18 protein-coding genes and 1 pseudogene are annotated in these 18910 nt (G+C 39.7%); 8 read left to right on the forward strand and 11 right to left on the reverse strand.

Going from position 1 to position 18910, the window contains the following annotated elements; all coding sequences use genetic code 11:
- Positions 1-220: 220 nt before the first annotated feature.
- From rsgA to QZR76_RS05730, 3 genes are all read right to left on the reverse strand, one after another.
- Positions 221-1276 (reverse strand): ribosome small subunit-dependent GTPase A, encoded by a 1056-nt coding sequence (gene rsgA, locus QZR76_RS05720; RefSeq protein ID WP_294141218.1) that lies wholly within the window; start codon positions 1274-1276, stop codon positions 221-223.
- Entirely contained in the window at positions 1273-2052 is a 780-nt protein-coding gene (locus QZR76_RS05725; RefSeq protein WP_294141220.1) for a class I SAM-dependent methyltransferase, read from the reverse strand. The genes rsgA and QZR76_RS05725 overlap by 4 nt, the downstream gene beginning before the upstream one ends.
- A gap of 542 nt (positions 2053-2594) precedes the next feature.
- Positions 2595-3770: an iron-containing alcohol dehydrogenase gene (locus tag QZR76_RS05730; RefSeq protein WP_294141223.1), complete on the reverse strand. Its 1176-nt coding sequence runs from the start codon at positions 3768-3770 to the stop codon at positions 2595-2597.
- A gap of 153 nt (positions 3771-3923) precedes the next feature.
- Here QZR76_RS05730 and QZR76_RS05735 point away from each other — a divergent pair.
- Positions 3924-4319: pseudogene (locus tag QZR76_RS05735) on the forward strand (AraC family transcriptional regulator); the annotation flags it as partial.
- A gap of 93 nt (positions 4320-4412) precedes the next feature.
- On the opposite strand, the gene QZR76_RS05740 reads toward QZR76_RS05735, so the two are convergent.
- Entirely contained in the window at positions 4413-5315 is a 903-nt protein-coding gene (locus QZR76_RS05740) for a hypothetical protein (RefSeq protein WP_294141225.1), read from the reverse strand.
- Positions 5316-5889: 574 nt separating this feature from the next.
- Here QZR76_RS05740 and QZR76_RS05745 point away from each other — a divergent pair.
- The gene (locus tag QZR76_RS05745) at positions 5890-6624 is read left to right on the forward strand and encodes a class I SAM-dependent methyltransferase (RefSeq protein ID WP_294141227.1); all 735 of its coding nucleotides are present in this window, start codon (positions 5890-5892) and stop codon (positions 6622-6624) included.
- Positions 6625-6684: 60 nt separating this feature from the next.
- Here the strand turns inward: QZR76_RS05745 and QZR76_RS05750 are convergent, their stop codons facing one another.
- The gene (locus tag QZR76_RS05750) at positions 6685-7293 is read right to left on the reverse strand and encodes a MarC family protein (RefSeq protein ID WP_294141230.1); all 609 of its coding nucleotides are present in this window, start codon (positions 7291-7293) and stop codon (positions 6685-6687) included.
- Positions 7294-7533: 240 nt separating this feature from the next.
- Between QZR76_RS05750 and QZR76_RS05755 the strand changes: the two genes are divergently transcribed.
- The 4 genes from QZR76_RS05755 to QZR76_RS05770 all read left to right on the forward strand — a co-directional run bounded on the left by QZR76_RS05755 (position 7534) and on the right by QZR76_RS05770 (position 12942).
- The gene (locus tag QZR76_RS05755; RefSeq protein WP_294141232.1) at positions 7534-7929 is read left to right on the forward strand and encodes a hypothetical protein; all 396 of its coding nucleotides are present in this window, start codon (positions 7534-7536) and stop codon (positions 7927-7929) included.
- Between the two features lie 61 nt (positions 7930-7990).
- A complete protein-coding gene (locus QZR76_RS05760) occupies positions 7991-8617 on the forward strand; it encodes a DedA family protein (protein WP_294141233.1) in 627 nt (208 codons plus the stop codon).
- Between the two features lies 1 nt (position 8618).
- The gene (locus tag QZR76_RS05765) at positions 8619-11561 is read left to right on the forward strand and encodes a calcium-translocating P-type ATPase, PMCA-type (RefSeq protein WP_294141235.1); all 2943 of its coding nucleotides are present in this window, start codon (positions 8619-8621) and stop codon (positions 11559-11561) included.
- A 97-nt stretch (positions 11562-11658) separates the two neighbouring features.
- Complete coding sequence (locus QZR76_RS05770) at positions 11659-12942, forward strand: hemolysin family protein (protein ID WP_294141239.1); 1284 nt, start codon at positions 11659-11661, stop codon at positions 12940-12942.
- Between the two features lie 53 nt (positions 12943-12995).
- Here QZR76_RS05770 and QZR76_RS05775 read toward each other — a convergent pair whose 3' ends face one another.
- The 5 genes from QZR76_RS05775 to QZR76_RS05795 all read right to left on the reverse strand — a co-directional run bounded on the left by QZR76_RS05775 (position 12996) and on the right by QZR76_RS05795 (position 16524).
- A complete protein-coding gene (locus QZR76_RS05775; protein WP_294141241.1) occupies positions 12996-13526 on the reverse strand; it encodes a hypothetical protein in 531 nt (176 codons plus the stop codon).
- A 607-nt stretch (positions 13527-14133) separates the two neighbouring features.
- Positions 14134-14502, reverse strand: a complete 369-nt coding sequence (locus tag QZR76_RS05780) for a NifB/NifX family molybdenum-iron cluster-binding protein (protein WP_294141244.1) — start codon at positions 14500-14502, stop codon at positions 14134-14136.
- A complete protein-coding gene (locus tag QZR76_RS05785; RefSeq protein ID WP_294141247.1) occupies positions 14462-15076 on the reverse strand; it encodes a DUF134 domain-containing protein in 615 nt (204 codons plus the stop codon). Before QZR76_RS05785 ends, QZR76_RS05780 begins: the two co-directional genes overlap by 41 nt.
- Before the next feature lie 120 nt (positions 15077-15196).
- Complete coding sequence (locus QZR76_RS05790; RefSeq protein ID WP_294141249.1) at positions 15197-15502, reverse strand: GNAT family N-acetyltransferase; 306 nt, start codon at positions 15500-15502, stop codon at positions 15197-15199.
- Between the two features lie 119 nt (positions 15503-15621).
- Positions 15622-16524 carry a bifunctional methionine sulfoxide reductase B/A protein gene (locus QZR76_RS05795; RefSeq protein ID WP_294141253.1) on the reverse strand — a complete coding sequence of 301 codons (903 nt, stop codon included), beginning with the start codon at positions 16522-16524 and terminating at the stop codon, positions 15622-15624.
- 197 nt (positions 16525-16721) lie between these two features.
- Here QZR76_RS05795 and QZR76_RS05800 point away from each other — a divergent pair, with 197 nt between their 5' ends.
- Positions 16722-17327, forward strand: coding sequence for a recombinase family protein (locus QZR76_RS05800; protein ID WP_294141254.1), 606 nt, complete (start codon positions 16722-16724; stop codon positions 17325-17327).
- A gap of 115 nt (positions 17328-17442) precedes the next feature.
- Complete coding sequence (locus tag QZR76_RS05805) at positions 17443-18150, forward strand: HesA/MoeB/ThiF family protein (protein ID WP_294141255.1); 708 nt, start codon at positions 17443-17445, stop codon at positions 18148-18150.
- Between the two features lie 15 nt (positions 18151-18165).
- Here the strand turns inward: QZR76_RS05805 and QZR76_RS05810 are convergent, their stop codons facing one another.
- Positions 18166-18807: a Crp/Fnr family transcriptional regulator gene (locus tag QZR76_RS05810; protein ID WP_294141256.1), complete on the reverse strand. Its 642-nt coding sequence runs from the start codon at positions 18805-18807 to the stop codon at positions 18166-18168.
- Positions 18808-18910 lie beyond the last annotated feature (103 nt).

An 18910-nucleotide genomic window follows, 5' to 3' on the forward strand; every position in this document is an offset into this window, starting at 1 on the left:
AATCGAATCTTTCAGGGCTTTCTTATTTAGTGATTCAGAGATTGACTTTTATAAATAACGGGATATAGATTTTCTTAATTTACAATCTAAAATCTATAATTTACAATCTATCTCCTTTTGTATTGGAATCATAAGAATGACAACCACCTGATAAATTGAACTTTAATTAAAATAACAATGCAGGTATCTTACCCGAATACCTGCATTGTTTAAATGGAAATTAGAGATTCGCTTTACGCCTCTTCACTTCATCCACAAGTTTTGAAAAGGATTTATCCCTTTTACGTTTTTCATGTTCAGAAGCAGAAAAATGCCACGCTTCCCGCCGAAGTTTCAGATAGCTCTCGTAAACTTTGGAGTTTAATGCACCGCAGTTGACCGCTTCTAAAACGGCACAGCCGGGTTCGTTGATATGCTCGCAATCTCTGAAACGACACGATTTCGCATAGTCGGAAATTTCCAGTATTTCCGCAAATGAATCGGGATCGCCAATAGCCAATCCAAATTCCCGAACTCCCGGAGTATCTATTAAAATCCCCGAACCGTCCAGCAATACCATCTCCCGACGGGTCGAAGTGTGCCGCCCTTTTCCCGTGGAGAGGCTTATATCGGACGTGAACAATACCGATTTTCCGCAAAGAGCATTAACCAGAGAACTTTTCCCAACACCCGAAGAACCGACAAATACCACCGTTTCTCCTTCCGATATAGATTCCCTCAATCGAAGTACGGTTTGGGGTTGATGAATACTCGTAAAAAATACGGGTATACGACAAGTTAAGTGTTTCATTTGTTCTTCCGTTTTCTGCCTGTCAAAACCTAAATCGGCTTTATTAAGCACCAACACGGGATTGATATTTTCTTCCAATACCTGAGCAATGAAACGCTCGGCTCTGCGAACATTGAAATTATCATCAAGACTTTGCACTATAAATGCCTTATCCACATACGAAGCAATGGTTTGTTTATCGGCCATCGTCCCGCTTTTCTTGCGATACAATACCCGTTCACGGGGCAACCTATCAACCATGATTCCTTTGTTTTCGTCGAATGGTTGAAAAATTACCCAGTCGCCCGTACAAGGTAATTCAAAATCTGATTTTCCGTACATCATGTTTCCCGCCAGTTCACACTGAAATACTCCGTTTTGGGACACAACTTCATAGCATGTCCGGTGTACAACGGATACACGGCCATGGGTAAGGGTTCCATACATTGATTCCTGTTTTAGCCGGTTCAATTTATCGTTCCAACCATAAGTGTTCAAGTCAATCATAGTTCTATCTTTTTTGCAATATAAAATACATAACCATAAAACTCCTTATACTTGTTGTATAACTCCTCTTCATAGCGTTCAAAAGCAACGAACTTCTCAGCTGCCTTATTCCCGGCATGTTTTTTTAAAAATATTTCCCGGGCAAAAATCTGCGGAATATAATAATGCTCCGTCCAGCAATCTTCCGGCAAAACAAAGGTTGCAACGGGAGTATACCCGGCTTTCTGTATCTGAGTTACTTTACGGGGAATCGTATCTATTTCCGGATAAATTTCCATCCAGAAATCGTTGATTTCTGCCGGACGTTTTTCGGTGAACCATGATGCTTCTGAAACGGCAACATATCCTCCTGTTTTCAAAAATTCACGCCACTCGTTCAATCCCCGTTCAAAACCGATATGATAAATTGCTCCTTCCGACCAGATCAGGTCTAATTCTTCTTTTTCAAAAGGAAGAGAGTCCATAGAGCCGACAATTCCTTTCACTCTGTTTTGCAAACCTAACCGCTCGACATTACGATTGAAGATACGGATAAAATCGGAGAACAAGTCTAACCCGGTAATTTTTCCCAGGATATGCCCGGCAAGTGTCATGGTCTGTCCTCCTGTACCGCAACCGATATCAGCAACGAGGGATTTGTCGGTAAGGTTATCTATAAAGCTCAATGCCCTAAGGGTTACTTCAGGACTTCCGGGGCCTTGTCTTTCTGTATTTGAAAAATAGTCGCAAATTAAATTAAAGTCGAATTCGTGAATTGTTTTATTTTCGTTACTCATTATCTGTATGTATGTAGCATACACGCAAAAACACAACAATGCTTTCGTCACTGTACGCAGATTAAAAACTGAAATTATTACAATAGAAATAACTCTCGAAAAGGCTATCCGAGAGCAAACGAAAGAACAATCTGTACAGGATGTGCAGATTGTTTACAACACCAAATCCGATTTATATAAAGTTTTAAACATGCCGTAAAAGTAGGAAATATTTTGTTTAGCAGAAAACATGTTGCAAATAAAAAATTATTATTTTCACAACAGGGTTATTTGAAACGATGGAAAACACGGCAGCCCCAAACGTTTGACACGCTTCCGAATCTGTACCATTTCTATTCCCAATAGTCAGTTAATCAACTATTAAAAAACAAGATACAAAAGTATTAACTATAAAAAACGTTTGTATCTCTTTCCAGCGAGAAATGAGTTTTATATTTCCGGCCGATTAATATTGTCCTTAACAGGATAAGTAATCAGCCGGAACCGGACAAACGTGACGTATTTATTTCTTAAGAGTTCAACTATTTACGAACTCGACACAATTAACGATACGATTTACGGAAAATTTCCACACAATCTTCATGCCCCAATTCGTAAGGGTTGGCTAAAAATAATCCTCCCATCGTCTCTTTTGCATTGGTGGCAAGCATATCAAACTCATCGGGCGTAAAACCATAATCGCTCATCTTCAGATCGGCTACACCACAAGCTTTCTGCAACCTCACCAGCATCGTAATAAAGTCTTCCGGCTTATCGGCTTCGGGCATACCCATCACTTGTGCCATCTTCACAAAACGTTCATCACAAGCGTGTTTTTCAATAAAAAATTCATAGAATGCCTTCGAAATCATAATCAATCCGGCACCGTGCGGCAAATTCTGGTGATAGGCACTCATAGCATGTTCCAGGGAGTGTTCGGCAGTAGTACTGCAAAAAGTCATCACCGCACCGGACAAGTTATTACCAAATGCAACCCTTTCCCGGGCCTCCATATCATTCCCGTCGGCAACGGCAAGAGGCAGATATTTCGCCACATTCTCAATGGCGGTTAACGCGTACATATCACTCATCAAACTGGCGGTTCTGGAGATATAGCATTCCGTAGAATGAAATAGCGCATCGAAACCCTGGTAAGCGGTAAACTCGGGCGGAACGGATTTCATCAGTTCGGGGTCGACAATCGACAGCACGGGAAACAACTCGTCATAACCTCCGAAACCGATCTTTTCATTGGTTTCATCGTTGGTGATAACCCCCCATTGGTCAGCCTCCGAACCCGTTCCGGCTGTAGTCGTAATACAAACTAATGGCAATGGCTTGTTCTGCATCTTTTGCCCTTTTCCGGTTCCACCACAGATATAGTCCCATACGTCGCCAGGATTGGTTGCCATAAACGCCATAGCCTTGGAGGCATCCATAACGCTTCCTCCCCCCAAAGCGACCACAAAATCACAACCGTTATCCTTAGCAAAAACCGCACCGGCCATTACGGTCGATTTCAACGGATTAGCTTCCACCCGGTCGAAAAGTACCGTTTCAATTCCGGCTTGTTTCAATTCTGCCTCAACGGTGCTCAGGTAACCGTTATCTTTGGTAGAACGTCCGTTGGAAATAACAACCATCGCTTTTTTTCCAGGTAATTGTTGATTGTGAAGTTCTTTCACCATACCAGCACCGAACAAAGTACGGGTCGGAATATAAATTCTAAAACTACTCATAATTACTTTATGTATTTAAATTTATTATTTTCATATGACAAAAATACTCCTGTTGTAGTGAAAAACTTGTAGACGAATTACGGGTAATATTACCATTATTACAGATTTGTCTCCACATAAAGCAAAAGTGATTTTTATATTATACTTTTGCTATTGTTCAAATACTTACGCTTATGGATAAAATTAGAAAATATAGACCAATACAACAATTTATACGGACTCGAGAACTTACATCCATTAGTAAGCATCGTTGATCTCACGAAAGCCACCAAAACGGTAAATCATATTCAAATAAATTACGGACTATATGCACTTTTCCTGAAACAAACCAAAAGCTGTGATATTAAATACGGTCGTAAATACTACGATTACCAAGAAGGAACTATTGTTTGCTTCGCCCCAGGTCAAACTGCCGGCGTAGATACATTAGAAGATGAAATAAGGCCCCGGTATACGGCATCGTATTCCAACCTCATTCGCGGAACTTCTTTGGGAAAAAACATCAAAAACTATTCTTTTTTCTCTTATGCCGTAAATGAAGCATTACATTTCAAATCCACTCGAAATTAAATATAACGTCAAAACAGAAATATACCTTATCCCTCAAATCATATCCAGAAAAACAAGACAACCATCTATTTATCAAAATGATCCATTGAAACGATTCAATGCACAAAAAATTTCTCCCAATACCAAACCACCGTTGAACGCAGCCACATAATTCTGAGTATCGCTCACATCTTCATCGAAGTGTCCCAGACGATCGGTTATAGGCGAAAGAAAAATAACCGGACAATCCGTAGAAACCCTGACTACTCCATGGGTCGTTTCAATAGATTTCAACTCGTAGCCTAACGGAGCAACCGACTCAAAATGTTGTTTAGCTACCTTATCCTGACTGTCGTATTCCCGGTAGTCTGTAATATTAATAGAGCTTACAGCCGAGAATCCGGGCAGTATTTCACAGGTAAATCCCCAGGTCGCCGGCGTATTGGAAGGTGTGATAAACTTCCTTACGGCAGCCGGTGCGCACTCCCGGTTGATGGTATCGAGCAAAGCAGAACTTATGTGTCCGGTAAGTAATTGTCCCTCGTAAGGAGTTTGCAAATTACTTTCCGGATTATCCGGGTGACCGTTATGGATAAAAAAGTTCGTTCCCAAATATACCGATCCGTTTGCCGAAAATCTCGACCCTTCCTCTACCGGATAATTGGCTGTACTCACGCTAATTACCAATTGGGGATTACACTTGGCAATAACAGACGGTAAAATCCGATATTTTTCCTCCGAACTGGAACTATTCACCTCTGGTGACATCAGATCCTCAATACACCAGATGGAAATTTCGGTACAATTTTGTTTATCGGATGACAAACGAAAAATAGCCCGAGGGGTATCCATCTTATTATTACCATCCTTGGGAGTATCGATATACTCGGGAAAAGGGAGAGTGACGGGGCGTAGCTTAGGGTTTGTCAATGCACTCAATACCGGTTCCATTTCCCAATTTTTATTCACCAACACCATAATGATTTGCTTGCTCATAACACCTTTATTTTTAATTATACATTTACTTCTATTCATAATTTTTTTATTCCGAGAAAAGCGATCTCAATACATATCGGGCACACTCTCCTCTTGACTCGGCCGGAAGAATATATCACTTGAAATAAAAAATAACTTATCCAAGTATATATACTTCCCTTATTATCAACATTCTAAAACTTGTATTCCGAATCTGGAACAAGTAATAAAACGAGACAAACCTTACTCATCAATGAATGTAAAAATAAGTAATCAATAGTTTGCTTGCAAATAATTAAGCCAATATTTATATTATTTTGGAATAATAATTACCAGCATACATATATTTTAGTATAATAATAAGTCCATCTCTCTCTCAAAAAAGAAATACGCTTCAAATGATTTCATTTTTTCGAATGAAAAAAATCACTATTTTTGTCTTGATAATACCAATAAACCCATGAGACAAAAACGTCGAAAATAATTTCTTTTCTTACAAATTTTCGGTTTGCTTCCTTTCTGAGGAAGTACGATTTTAGCATATCTTTTCACAACACGACAAAAGTGATTTACTTTATCAAATAATTAAAAGTATATGAAAGAGAATAAATACGATGATGAAAAATTCTTTAGCCAATACAGTCGGATGTCCCGTTCCGTCGAAGGCTTGCAAGGAGCCGGAGAGTGGCATGTCTTATGTCAAATGTTACCGGACTTTAGAAATAAAAGAGTATTGGATTTAGGCTGCGGATTCGGTTGGCATTGTCAATATGCCATAGAACACGGAGCTACCTATGCTTTAGGAATAGATATATCAAAAAAAATGCTGGAAGAAGCAGCAAAAAGGAATACAGCTCCCCAAATCGACTATCAATGTATGGCTATTGAAGATTATGATTTTCCCCATGATAATTTTGATGTTGTAATCAGCTCATTGGCATTCCACTACTTAGAATCGTTCGAAGACATATGTAAAAAAGTAAATCGTTGCCTCAGGCCGAAAGGAGCTTTTGTCTTTTCGGTGGAACATCCTGTTTTCACGGCCTACGGCAGTCAAGACTGGTATTACGATGAAAAAGGGAACCTGTTACATTGGCCTGTGGACAACTATTTTACGGAGAGCCGGAGAAAAGCAACTTTTTTGGGGGAAGAAGTGACGAAATTTCATAAAACGTTAACCACTTACATCAATGGTTTATTGCAATCCGGATTTGAAATCAAAGAAATCATAGAACCGAAACCCGACCCCAAATTTATCGGGGTGATTCCGGGAATGGAGAATGAACTCCGCAGACCGATGATGCTAATTATCTCGGCTGTAAAAAAATAGCGTACCACGTTTATTATAGTCTACAGCTGTTTCTACTGTTGCAAACTCATAATTCAATGATCAACCGGCCAAACTTTTGATAAAAAGAGTAATGCCATCAAAAATCATTTGCAGACCGATGGTTGCCACAATCAAACCAATGATCCGGATCAAGGGATTCATAAAATTATATTTTATCAAAAAATTCCCGATCCGTCGAGCTTCCAGCATAAAAAAGAGATTTACTCCCAAAGCAAGAAGAATGGCTATAATGGTAATCTCCCGACCATATTGTACGGGAAAGGTTACAGCAGCCGTAATCGTAGCCGGGCCGGCAATCATGGGAATAGCAATTGGGACCGTCGTTAGATCGGCAATTTTTATATTTTCATCGACTTTCAGGAAAAATCCCTTTAAGAGACCGGACAAGCCGTTATACATCAACACGGCACCACAGGTAATCTGAAAAGAGTATAACTCTACCCGAAACACATAACTAAACGTTATCTCCCCCAAAAACAGGAAGAAAATCAAGATTATAGCCGCCGTAATCGTCGATTTGATGGAGATATATCGTAATTCTTTAGGAGAAAACCGTTCTTGAAGAGTCGTCACGATCAAAACTTTCTGGACGGGATTGACTAAAGCCAAAAGAGCGACAATACAACTTAGTATTAATTTTACTGTCATAATAAATCCTTTATTACATGAATGGACAATTACGTTTACCTTCTACAAAGGTATGGATAAATTACCCCATTCCCTATATTTTATTTTCAAAAATCATTCGAGCTATATTTCACAATTGACATCCTCTCTCTTAATAAACAAAAAAATTAAAATTAACATAAAGTTCATTTGATAAAATAAAAAGCTATTTAGCAATCCGAAATAATATATTACTTTTGAAACTGGAATTTTACGAGAGCAATGGGAAAATTTATATTTTTATACCTAATTATTATTCTATCCTTTTTAGTAACCGATACTTTTTCGGACTCTTCTGACTGTTCTAAAGACAGAATGAATGAATTGTTCGATCTGGAACAACTCTCCTCGTCGGATTCAGAATCCGCCACCTTCCACCCGTATTCGGAACAATACGGTATCATGGCAAAAGCAGGTTTAAAAAGTTCTACAAACCGAAGAGTCAGTTGGCATAAAACCTCTTGTCTAAAATCAATAAACCGGGAAATTATCATCCAATCCAAAATTTTTTCTTTTCTGGAACGTCTCTCGTTCAAAAGAGAAAATTATATTCACGTGCTCACATCTCGTCATATAAACGGATTTTATATTTATTCGCTGAAGAAACTCATCGTATGACAAGAAATCACTCCTTTTACGAGCGATTTTTAACATGAGTAATGAATGAAATAAATGATTTATGATAGATGGACTTCAGACCATTCTTGATTGGTATCTTCAAAATATAAGCTATTGGAGCATTATTATATGTATGACTATCGAAAGCTCCATTCTCCCGTTTCCCGCCGAATTAATTATTCCTCCTGCAGCCTGGAAAGCCGCAAACGGAGAATTGAATCTGATCGGCATTATTTTAACGGGAAGCATGGGAGCCGTTTTAGGTGCTCTATTGAATTACCTTCTTGCCTATACCTTAGGTCGAAATTTTATTTATACCTTTGCATCTACCAAATACGGTAAATGGTGCATGATTTCAAAAGAAAAAATAGAAAAATCAGAACTATATTTTCTCAAATACGGTAAAAGTTCAACATTTATAGGGCGTTTGACTCCTGGAGTCAGAAGTTTTATTTCTATTCCGGCAGGTCTTGTCAAAATGCCTTTAAAAAGTTTCATCATTTACACTTTTCTCGGAAGTTGTGTATGGAACACGCTCCTTGCCTTGGCAGGTTATTTTTTATACTCACAACAGGAGCTGTTACAACACTATTTCATCGAATTAAGTATAATAACTCTAATTATAGGAATCGTCTTTTTAGGATTTTTAATTATACGCGGTATTCGTAACAAAAAAATGAACAAATAGTATGGAATCAAAAAAACATTATATAGGCTTAACCACCGAACAGGTAACAGAAAGTCGCCGGAAATACGGAGCAAACATACTGACACCCCCCAAACGGGAATCCTTGTGGCAAATATTCATTGACAATTTTAAAGATCCTGTCATTCGAATTTTATTAATAGCCGTTTTTCTGTCCGGAGGCATTGCCATAGCCATGTATCTATCGGAAGATGTTATCGAAATTGCAGAGACGATCGGCATTGCCGCTGCCGTATTACTGGCAACGGGAGTGGCGACTTGGTTCGTTTGGGATGCCAACAAAAAATTCGATGTTCTGAATCAGATAAACGATGATACATTGGTCAAAGTCATCCGGAATAAAAATGTTCGGGAAGTTCCTAAAAAAGAGATTGTCGTGGGAGATATCGTTATTCTGGAACAAGGAGAAGAAATTCCCGCGGACGGAATTTTACTGGAGGCCATTTCCTTGCAAGTAAACGAATCCAGTCTTACTGGAGAACCAGTCACAGCTAAGAGTGTTATAGAAGAAGAATTCGATTGGGAAGCCACCTATCCCAGCGATCATGTTATGCGTGGCACTACGGTATCTGACGGACACGGTATTATGGAAGTAACTGCCGTAGGAGACCTGACGGAATTCGGTAAAGTTGCCGAAAAATCGACAGAAAAAAGCGAAGAGCAGACTCCTTTGGACAAACAATTGGAGGTATTGGCAAAATTTATCGGTATTGTGGGGTTTTGTGGCGCCATTGTCACCTTTACTATTCTTTTCATAAAAGGACTTTTCTTCAACCCGGCATTTCCAGCCCCATCTTTAGGACAATTGGGCCTGATCGGAGCTGTTATTATTATGGCTATCATTATGTTAGCTAAAGTGTGGATACCTGTCATATACGACGTATACGAATTACGAGGGATAAAAAAAGAGATTCCCGCAGCCATCGAGCAAGGAAGTTGGGGACGATGGATACTATACGCTTTGGTTGCTTTGGCTATCATGTTGGGTATAGGATTATTGTTCGGGGTAAAACCCTGGGATCCACACGCGTGGGTATCTCTGGCCGTAGGCAAAAAAATACTTTCGGCCTTTATGGCTTCCGTAACGCTGATTGTCGTAACCGTTCCGGAAGGTCTACCGATGAGCGTAACCCTCAGTCTGGCATTGAGTATGCGAAAAATGCTAAAATCCAATAACCTGGTAAGAAAAATGCATGCTTGTGAAACCATGGGAGCAACCACGGTTATCTGTACGGATAAAACAGGTACGTTAACCCAAAACCAAATGACTGTTTACCAAACTAACTTTTACGGTTTGGAAAAACAAAAGACCGGCGATAACGAAATAACCAGACTCATTTCCGAAGGCATTGCCGCCAACACGACGGCTTTTCTTGATTTATCCGAGCCCGGAAAAATAAAAACGTTGGGGAATCCTACCGAAGCGGCTCTTTTACTCTGGTTAAATCAACAACATATCGACTACTCTACACTAAGAGAAAATGTCCATGTTATTGACCAATTAACCTTTTCGACTGAACGTAAATACATGGCAACTCTCGTGGAATCCCCCTTGATCGGGAAACGAGTATTATATGTAAAAGGAGCTCCGGAAATTGTTTATTCTCATTGTAAAAACGTACAAACAACGAACGGTCTAAAATCAGCGGTAGATTTCCAAACGACAGTAGATTCACAATTATCCGATTACCAAAAACAGGCGATGCGTACATTAGGTTTCGCTTATCAAATCATCGAGGATAACGAGTCCCATTTCCACGAAGGACGTCTGTACCATACGGAATTAACTTTTTTAGGCATTGCTGCCATATCGGATCCTATACGAAAAGAGGTACCCGAAGCTATAAAACGTTGCTCCGAAGCCGGTATCAAAGTAAAAATGGTGACGGGAGACACTCCCGGTACGGCAAAAGAAATCGGTTCGCAAATCGGTTTATGGACGAATCAAGATAACGAACGGAATCACCTGACCGGAGCCGAATTTGCCCAACTATCCGATAAAGAAGCGTTGGAACGAGTTTTGGATTTAAAAATCATGTCTCGCGCACGTCCTACAGATAAGCAACGTCTGGTACAGTTATTACAACAAAAAGGGGCAGTCGTGGCTGTTACCGGAGACGGGACAAACGATGCACCCGCCTTAAACCATGCTCACGTAGGCCTCTCCATGGGTAGCGGCACCTCCGTTGCCAAAGAGGCCAGCGACATCACGCTGTTGGACGACTCGTTCAGTAGCATTGCAACAGCTGTTATGTGGGGACGTTCCGTGTATCAAAATATACAACGTTTCATCCTTTTTCAATTAACCATTAACGTGGCAGCCCTGATCATCGTATTACTCGGGTCTTTATTCGGTTCCGAATTACCGCTCACCGTTACCCAAATGCTATGGGTAAACCTGATCATGGACACGTTTGCGGCAGGAGCCTTGGCCTCACTTCCTCCTAATCCCGAAGTGATGAAAAGAAAACCGAGAGATTCGAACGCCTTTATTATCGTTCCTCAAATGAGAACGTTAATTTTAGGAACAGGCTTCATATTTGTCCTCATCCTATTGGGACTTTTGTATTTCTTGTCGAACTACGCCGGAGGTATAGATGCCAATACCCCAGAAGGTCTGCGAAATCTGACCCTATTCTTTACGGTATTCGTAATGCTTCAGTTCTGGAATATGTTCAACGCCAAAACCTTTGGAACAAACGACTCCGCCTTTAAAGGATTACTTAAGAGCGAGGGTTTTCTGATTGTAGGACTGGCTATCGTTATCGGACAAATATTAGTTGTCAATTGGGGTGGAAATGTGTTTAGAACCGTTCCCCTAAGCTGGAGCGAATGGATGTGGATTACACTTTCAACCTCTTTCGTTCTATGGGTCGGCGAACTATTCAGAGCTTTAAAACGAATAAAAGAAAAAACATCGCATTAGAATAAATTTATATAATACATGAATCATACGTTATTTCAAAATATGGAATACATCCCTGTAACAAGATTAAAACTTATTCTTTAATAGTATAACTAAAATGGAAATCATCATCATATTAGTCTTGATATTGTTGAACGGCATATTGGCAATGTCCGAGATCGCAATGGTATCCGCACGAAAATCCCGTTTGGAAACGGAAGCGAAACAAGGTAACAAATCGGCAAAAACAGCTTTAAAATTAGCCCAGGAACCGAACCGTTTTTTATCTACGATCCAAATCGGTATCACCTTGATCGGAATCCTTACCGGTCTTTACTCGGGGGAAACATTAGCCAACGACTTTGCTTTATTCCTCTCCCGGATAACACCTCTCGACACGCATGCCTTGGCCGTCTCCAAAGGAATCATTGTGGTCATAGTAACCTACCTTACTTTAATATTAGGAGAATTAGTTCCCAAACGCATCGGTATGAATGCGGCAGAAAAAGTAGCTAAAATCGTGGCGCCCGTCATGACTTTTCTCTCCAAAATAGCCTCTCCATTCGTATGGTTGCTATCCGCCAGTACTTTATTGGTAACGAAAATACTGGGACTTAAAGAATCCAAGGACGGAAAAGTAACAGAAGAAGAGATAAAAGCTATTATTCAAGAAGGAAAAGACGACGGGGAAGTCCAGGAAGTGGAACAAGACATCGTGGAACGGGTTTTCAATCTGGGAGACCGTAACATCGGTTCCATCATGACCCACCGTAGTGATCTGGTCTGGCTGGATATCACCGAATCCAACGACCAAATCCGGAATATCGTAAATAAGCATCTTTATAATATCTACCCCGTAGCCGATTCAAAATTAGACAACATCATCGGTGTCGTTTACCTGAAAGACCTGTTCGGAAAAATTGATTTGCCGGATTTCAATTTAGAAAAAATTGTCCGTCCGGCTCAATACTTTCCTAAGAATCAAAGTGTTTACAATGCATTGGAACATTTGAAAACCGAACATCTTAAATATGGACTGGTCACGGATGAATTCGGAAGTATAGAAGGTATTTTCACCTTGAAAGATATCCTAAAAGCTCTTATCGGGGATGTACCGGAAATAGGAGAAGAACCGGACATTGTTCGCCGGAACGATGGTTCATATCTGATAGACGGTCAATGTTCCTTCTATGATTTTCTGGCTTATTTTGACATGGAAGAGTTATACCCCGATCATTATTACAATACGGTAAGCGGTCTAATATTAAAAATTCTGGAACATGTACCTAAAACAGGAGAACAACTATCCTGGTTATGTTTCGATATGGAAATCGTGGATATGGACGGGGCCCGGATCGATAAAATATTGGTAAAACTGAACACCCCTCCATTATCCGAATAACCTCATTGATTCAACCAGTCATCAACCTATTTTGATGGCTGGTTGAAATCACATCATCTGTAAAACAACTCACAATTTTCGGTCATTTCCGATTTAGAAAGTTGGTATACTTCAGATATCGGAAAGGGAATACGATTACGTTCAATCATCAATTGCACAAAAGCGATAGTCAAAGGCTGATCCACCCAAATCTCTAAAAAGACATCACTACTTTCCTTTGCTTCATACCCTAAAAGCTTATGAAAGTTCCTCTCTTTCAACCATCTGAAATACTGTTCTTTTCCTTCCTGAATAAGCACTATTTTCTTTATTAGGAACTCACCTTTTGACACGGTATAAACATATTTGGCCTTGGTTTGCACAAAAATAAATACTCCTCCACATACCACACTAAAAGCAAGTACGGAGGCAAACACTAAAAAAGGGGAACGTTGCATTCTTTGAGATAAATAATGAATGGCAATTAACGCCACGATCCCGATAACAATTAATAACAGAGGTATCACATACTCCCCATTTTTTTTTACGACCTTTCCTCGGGTAAGAGACGCAATCTGATCTTTTATGAATTTATATCCTTCCATTCTTTTTACGTTTTTATTATTTAGTACCACAACAAATACCACCGCATTATTCCTGTTTTATCAAAAATAATCACGCGATAAGCATAAACTAAATAATTAATTTTCGTAAAAGAAGCAGGTAACTGTGTCGTTGACTACGTACCGAGAGATAAAGAAGAAATTTAGCCGTAACGGATTTTTTTGTTTGTCTTCCAATATCGACAGCTATTCCGCTTCTAAAAAAAGAAAAGTTTGAATCACTTTGTTCTTCAAACTCAATGCCCTTGATATGTATCCCCCGCAGTATGCCCGAAATCGTATGACTCAAAATCGCTCCCGTGGTTTCATACCATACCGATTTTTCCGTTCCGGTCTTAAGGCCGGAATCATATCCGTTTACACCCCCTTCTAAAAGAAGAAAGCAAAAAAAGAGACAAAACGAACTATAGACCCAACCTTGTTTCATACACACAATCGAACCGAAATTATATATTCAAAATTAAAAAAGATATCATAGGTTTCCTAATAAAATTTATAAATAAGCACATATCACAAGCTATTAGTCAAAATAAATCCCGAAAATATTAAAAAATTCCGGGATTAAAAGATCAAACACAGAAGTACCAAATCACAGACTACATTTGTGTTCTTCTCCCTCGTGATGATGACATCCTATTCCGGAATCAAGTACAAAACCTTTTAAATAAGACTCGACCAAGGTGCGTACATCACCTTTACAACCGCGGAAAACTTTAATTCCTTGATTATTCAACACTTTTAAAGCTCCGTCTCCCATACTGCCTGCTAACATCACGGTTACTCCCTGCTCTTTTAACACGGAAGCAATATTCGATTTACAACCGCATCCTTGCGGAGCAGCAAGAGTTTCCGTCTCCGTAATAATCTTCTCTTCATTCACCGTAAAAATGGTGTAATACTCACAATGTCCAAAATGGTCATCCACCACATGGGCTCTCGTTGGAATCGCAATTTTCATGATTTTTTTCTTTTTCTATTTTTAAAATAAGTTTATGATGATACCCGTTCTCCCGCATCATTTTCCTGCCACAAGAAGGACATTCCGTCTCCCGACAAGGCTGCCCCTTTTCATGAGGAATTTTTGTTCCACAATGCATACAAATACAATAAACATCGTTACACAAAGAGACCTCCTGCTTATTTAACACTCGTAACTTATCCGACCGACAGAAACGACAACAAGTCACAGGCTCTTTTTCTACCATAACCTTCCGACAAGAATCACATCGGTACCAATAATAATCGGTATGATAATCTCCCCCTTCGATAAAAATAGCTTTTCCCTCTACCAAAGCAGTCGCTATCGTCCGTCTGGCCTTCTCGTATATACGCGTATAAGTAGGCCGGGATACACCCATTTGCAATGCCGCTTGCTCCTGTGTCAAAAGTTCATAATCGCTTAATCGGATAGCCTCATATTCCTCAAATAGTAAAATCTCCGGATCCAAATCCGTCATGGGCAATCCAAAAGGTTTAAAACCTTCCATTAAAGGAGGATTTTTCATCATTCGACTTCGCTTCGGTCTTGGCATAACTCTATTTTGGAACAAAGATAATTCTTTTTATGAACATATGTTCATAAAATCCCGAATTAACACCCATTTTCTTCCCTTTTCATAAAGGCCCATGAATCTAAAAACATAGAGCATCCATCAACTGACAGGACAACTACCGGCTCCGGCATAATCTTTTCCGGCTTTACCATTATATTCCGGATGCCTTTGTAACCAAACAACAGCATAGGAACAGGTTGCAATTGGCTGCAAATCATGTTCCAAGGCATAATCATAAATAAATTTGACCAAAGCAGCAGCTATTCCCCTTCCTCCGATCTCCGAAGGAACTATTGTATGTCGAACATCCAATTTTCCATTTTCTATCACATAGGTGACATAAGCCACATATCCGTCCACAACCGTCTTAACAGTACGATTCTCCGCATCATGTACTATTTCCATACTATAAACAACTAAATTACAAGACAAATATAATGATGATCTACCATTGACGCTTATAAACCGTGGATTTCAGATTAAAAATTTATGAATTTTATAGACTTTGAGAAATTTTCTCTACTTTAAAATCGCTTGGTATATCCATGACAATAGGGAAGAGAACCTTTACGATTATAATAATTCTGGTGATAATCCTCGGCAGGCCAAAAAGTCGTAGCGGGTGAAACCAATGTCACCACCGGATAACCTTTCGTTTTCAACTGTTCGATCAATTTTCCGGCAACCTCTTTTTGTTGAGGGTTCATATAAAATATTTCGGAACGATATTGTTCTCCCTTATCGGGGCCCTGCCGGTCCAACTGAGTTGGATCATGGATTTCGAAAAAAAGTTTCGCCAATGCCTCGTAGGTTGTTTGAGAAGGATCGAATACCACCCTAACAGCCTCGACGTGTCCTGTGTTCTTCCGGCAAACCTCTTCATAAGTAGGATGATCCGTATCACCTCCTATATACCCCGATTCCACGGTCAAAACTCCGGGAGCCCTCTGCATAAAATATTCTACACCCCAGAAGCATCCCCCCGCAAAAATTGCCGTATCGGTTTTTAACTCCTGATCGGGAATAAACTCCATGGAAACCGAATTTACACAATGCCGGGTATTTTTAGACGTGAAGCCTTCCCCCACAAATACATGTCCCAAGTGTGCACCGCAATTGGCACACAGAATCTCGGTCCGCCTTCCGTCCGCATCCGTAACCCTTTTTACCGCTCCTTTAATTTCGGCATCGAAGCTGGGCCATCCGCATCGGGAATCAAATTTATCTTCCGAACGATACAATGAAGCTCCGCATTGTTTACACACGTAAGTTCCTTTTCCTTTAAAGTCATAATATTTGCCCGTAAAAGGCAGTTCCGTTCCTTTATGAATGATTACCCGCTTTTCCGCTTCGGTCAATTCTCTTTTTTGTGCCATAACCATATAATTCGCCAAAATCAATATAAAAACCACAATTTCTCTCTTCATAACCGCTATTTCTTCATTACGATATATTACAAAATTAGTTTAATTTACCCGCAAATAAAATAAACAGGTTTACCATTTCAATTTATTTCAGCAAAATAAACAGTTCTTTTCTCGCTTATACCCGCACAATATGCTCATATTCCTTTCCTTTTTCGTACGTTTGCTCTTTTAATAATCTAATTTTTATCAATTTAATTATGGTAGTTGCATATTTACGAGTAAGTAAAAACAGACAACATCTTGAGAATCAGCAAGAAGAAATTAAGCGATTTGCGCATAACCGGGGATTGACCATAAACAAATGGTACAACGACATTATCAGCGGTAAAGTAAACAGTAGTGACCGGAAATTAGGAGATATTCTTACCTCTCTTCAGGAAGGAGATTGTCTGATTGTCACCGAAGTCTCCCGACTAAGTAGAACACTAATTGATATTATGAACATCATCAACACGTGTATACAGCGTAAAATTATTTTACACAGCACAAAAGAAGGATACACTTTCGAAAATAATCTGAACAGTAAAATATTAGGGTTCGCTTTCGGTTTAGTGGCAGAAATTGAGCGTAACCTAATTTCCATCCGAACGAAAGAGGCTCTTGCTGTTCGGAAGGCAGAAGGCAAAAAATTAGGACGCCCGATAGGAAGTAGTCCGCAATTAAAATTATTGATAGAGAATAAGGCCAAAATCATTGAAATGATGGATAATAGTATATCATACAAGAAGATAGCCAAACAGTATAAAGTATCCGTCTGTACGGTCAATCGATTCGTGAAATATCATATCAACGCGGACAAATAGACAGACGTGGAATTCATTTCAAAAAATGAACCGGACTATCTTTTGATTATAATTCCAAAATCTTCCGTAGTTTTCTGTTTTTTCTATTTTTGCGTTATATATTTTTAGAGTTATTATGTTGACAGATCAAGAAAAAGAACGGTATAATCGTCAGGTTATCCTATCGGAGATAGGAACAGAAGGACAAGAAAAAATGAAGCAAGCCAACGTCCTAATCGTGGGAGCCGGAGGACTGGGCTCCCCTATTCTTCTCTACCTTACCGCCGCAGGCATCGGACATATAGGAATCATCGATAACGACCGGGTATCCGAGTCCAATTTGCAACGACAGATTCTATACGATTCGACCTGTGTCAATATGCCTAAAACAGATATTGCCGAGCAGAAGTTGAAGAAATTGAACCCTTTCTGTCGTTTCACGCTTTACGAAACACGTCTCGTTTCTGAAAATGCTTCAGAGATCATTTCTCATTATGATATAGTGGTAGATGCAACAGACAACTTGGTTACCCGTTATCTTATTGACGAAATATGCAGCATACAAAAGAAACCCATGGTTTATGGAAGCATATGCGAATTCTCCGGGCAGCTCTCTGTTTTTCACTATCAAGGCGGTCCGTCTTACCGAAAACTATACCCTTATCACGATAACATTCAACATTTCACACAACCTCTCGGTGTTGTAGGAACTCTTCCGGGAATCATCGGGGTCCTTCAAGCAAACGAAGTCATTAAAATCATACTGAACAAACCGGAAATTTTATCAGGTAAATTGCTTCTGGTTAATTTACTGGACATGAGTTTCACTAAACTTAATCTTTGAAAGCCCAACTCGCTCCTACCCGTATTTGCTCAGCAATTTACGATCGATAATCATGATCTCTCGTCTCTCCACGCGAATGCACCCTTCGTCAACCAACTCGGCGAGCACCCGAGCCAAAGAAGGACGGGCAACCCCCAATACATCGGCAATTTCCTGTTGACTATGTTGTCCTTCGCGTTCGAGCAGATAAGCGGCCAAGCGGCCTTTTAAGTTTTGTAAAGCAAATGAATTTAGTTTTTGGCTTAAAAATATACTACGATCGGAAATAATTCGCAAAAAGTTCTGCATAACAACAGGTTCTTTTTGCATTAAACCGACAAAATCCTCCTTATTAAGAACCAAGACCTCACAAGGAGTTACGGTCAAAATATTCACGGGAAACCTGTTATCGGTAGCAAATATAAAAGCCGGAGCCAACAAACGGGGAGCCTCGATCTCCTCAATAGTCACCTGTTTCCCTTCCCCATTTACCATATGCGTACGTACTTTCCCTTCATATAACAAATAAAGAGAATGGCATACCGAATGTTGCAGGGCTATAAAATCATTCGCGGGATAACGACGCAAGACATTAGGAGTACGCCGCATAAACTCCTCCAAATGCTCTTCCGGAAGATTCCGGAAAACAGGACTGCTCAATAATTTCTGTATCTCCATAAACATTTCGTTTATACAAATTTAAAATTTCCGGCAAACAAAAACGAAAATTCGCCCCTAAAGTTCTCCTTTGTAACAAATGTGACAATTATTTCTTTTCCAG

Source organism: uncultured Sanguibacteroides sp., assembly GCF_900543425.1.
Taxonomy (GTDB): domain Bacteria; phylum Bacteroidota; class Bacteroidia; order Bacteroidales; family Marinifilaceae; genus Gabonibacter.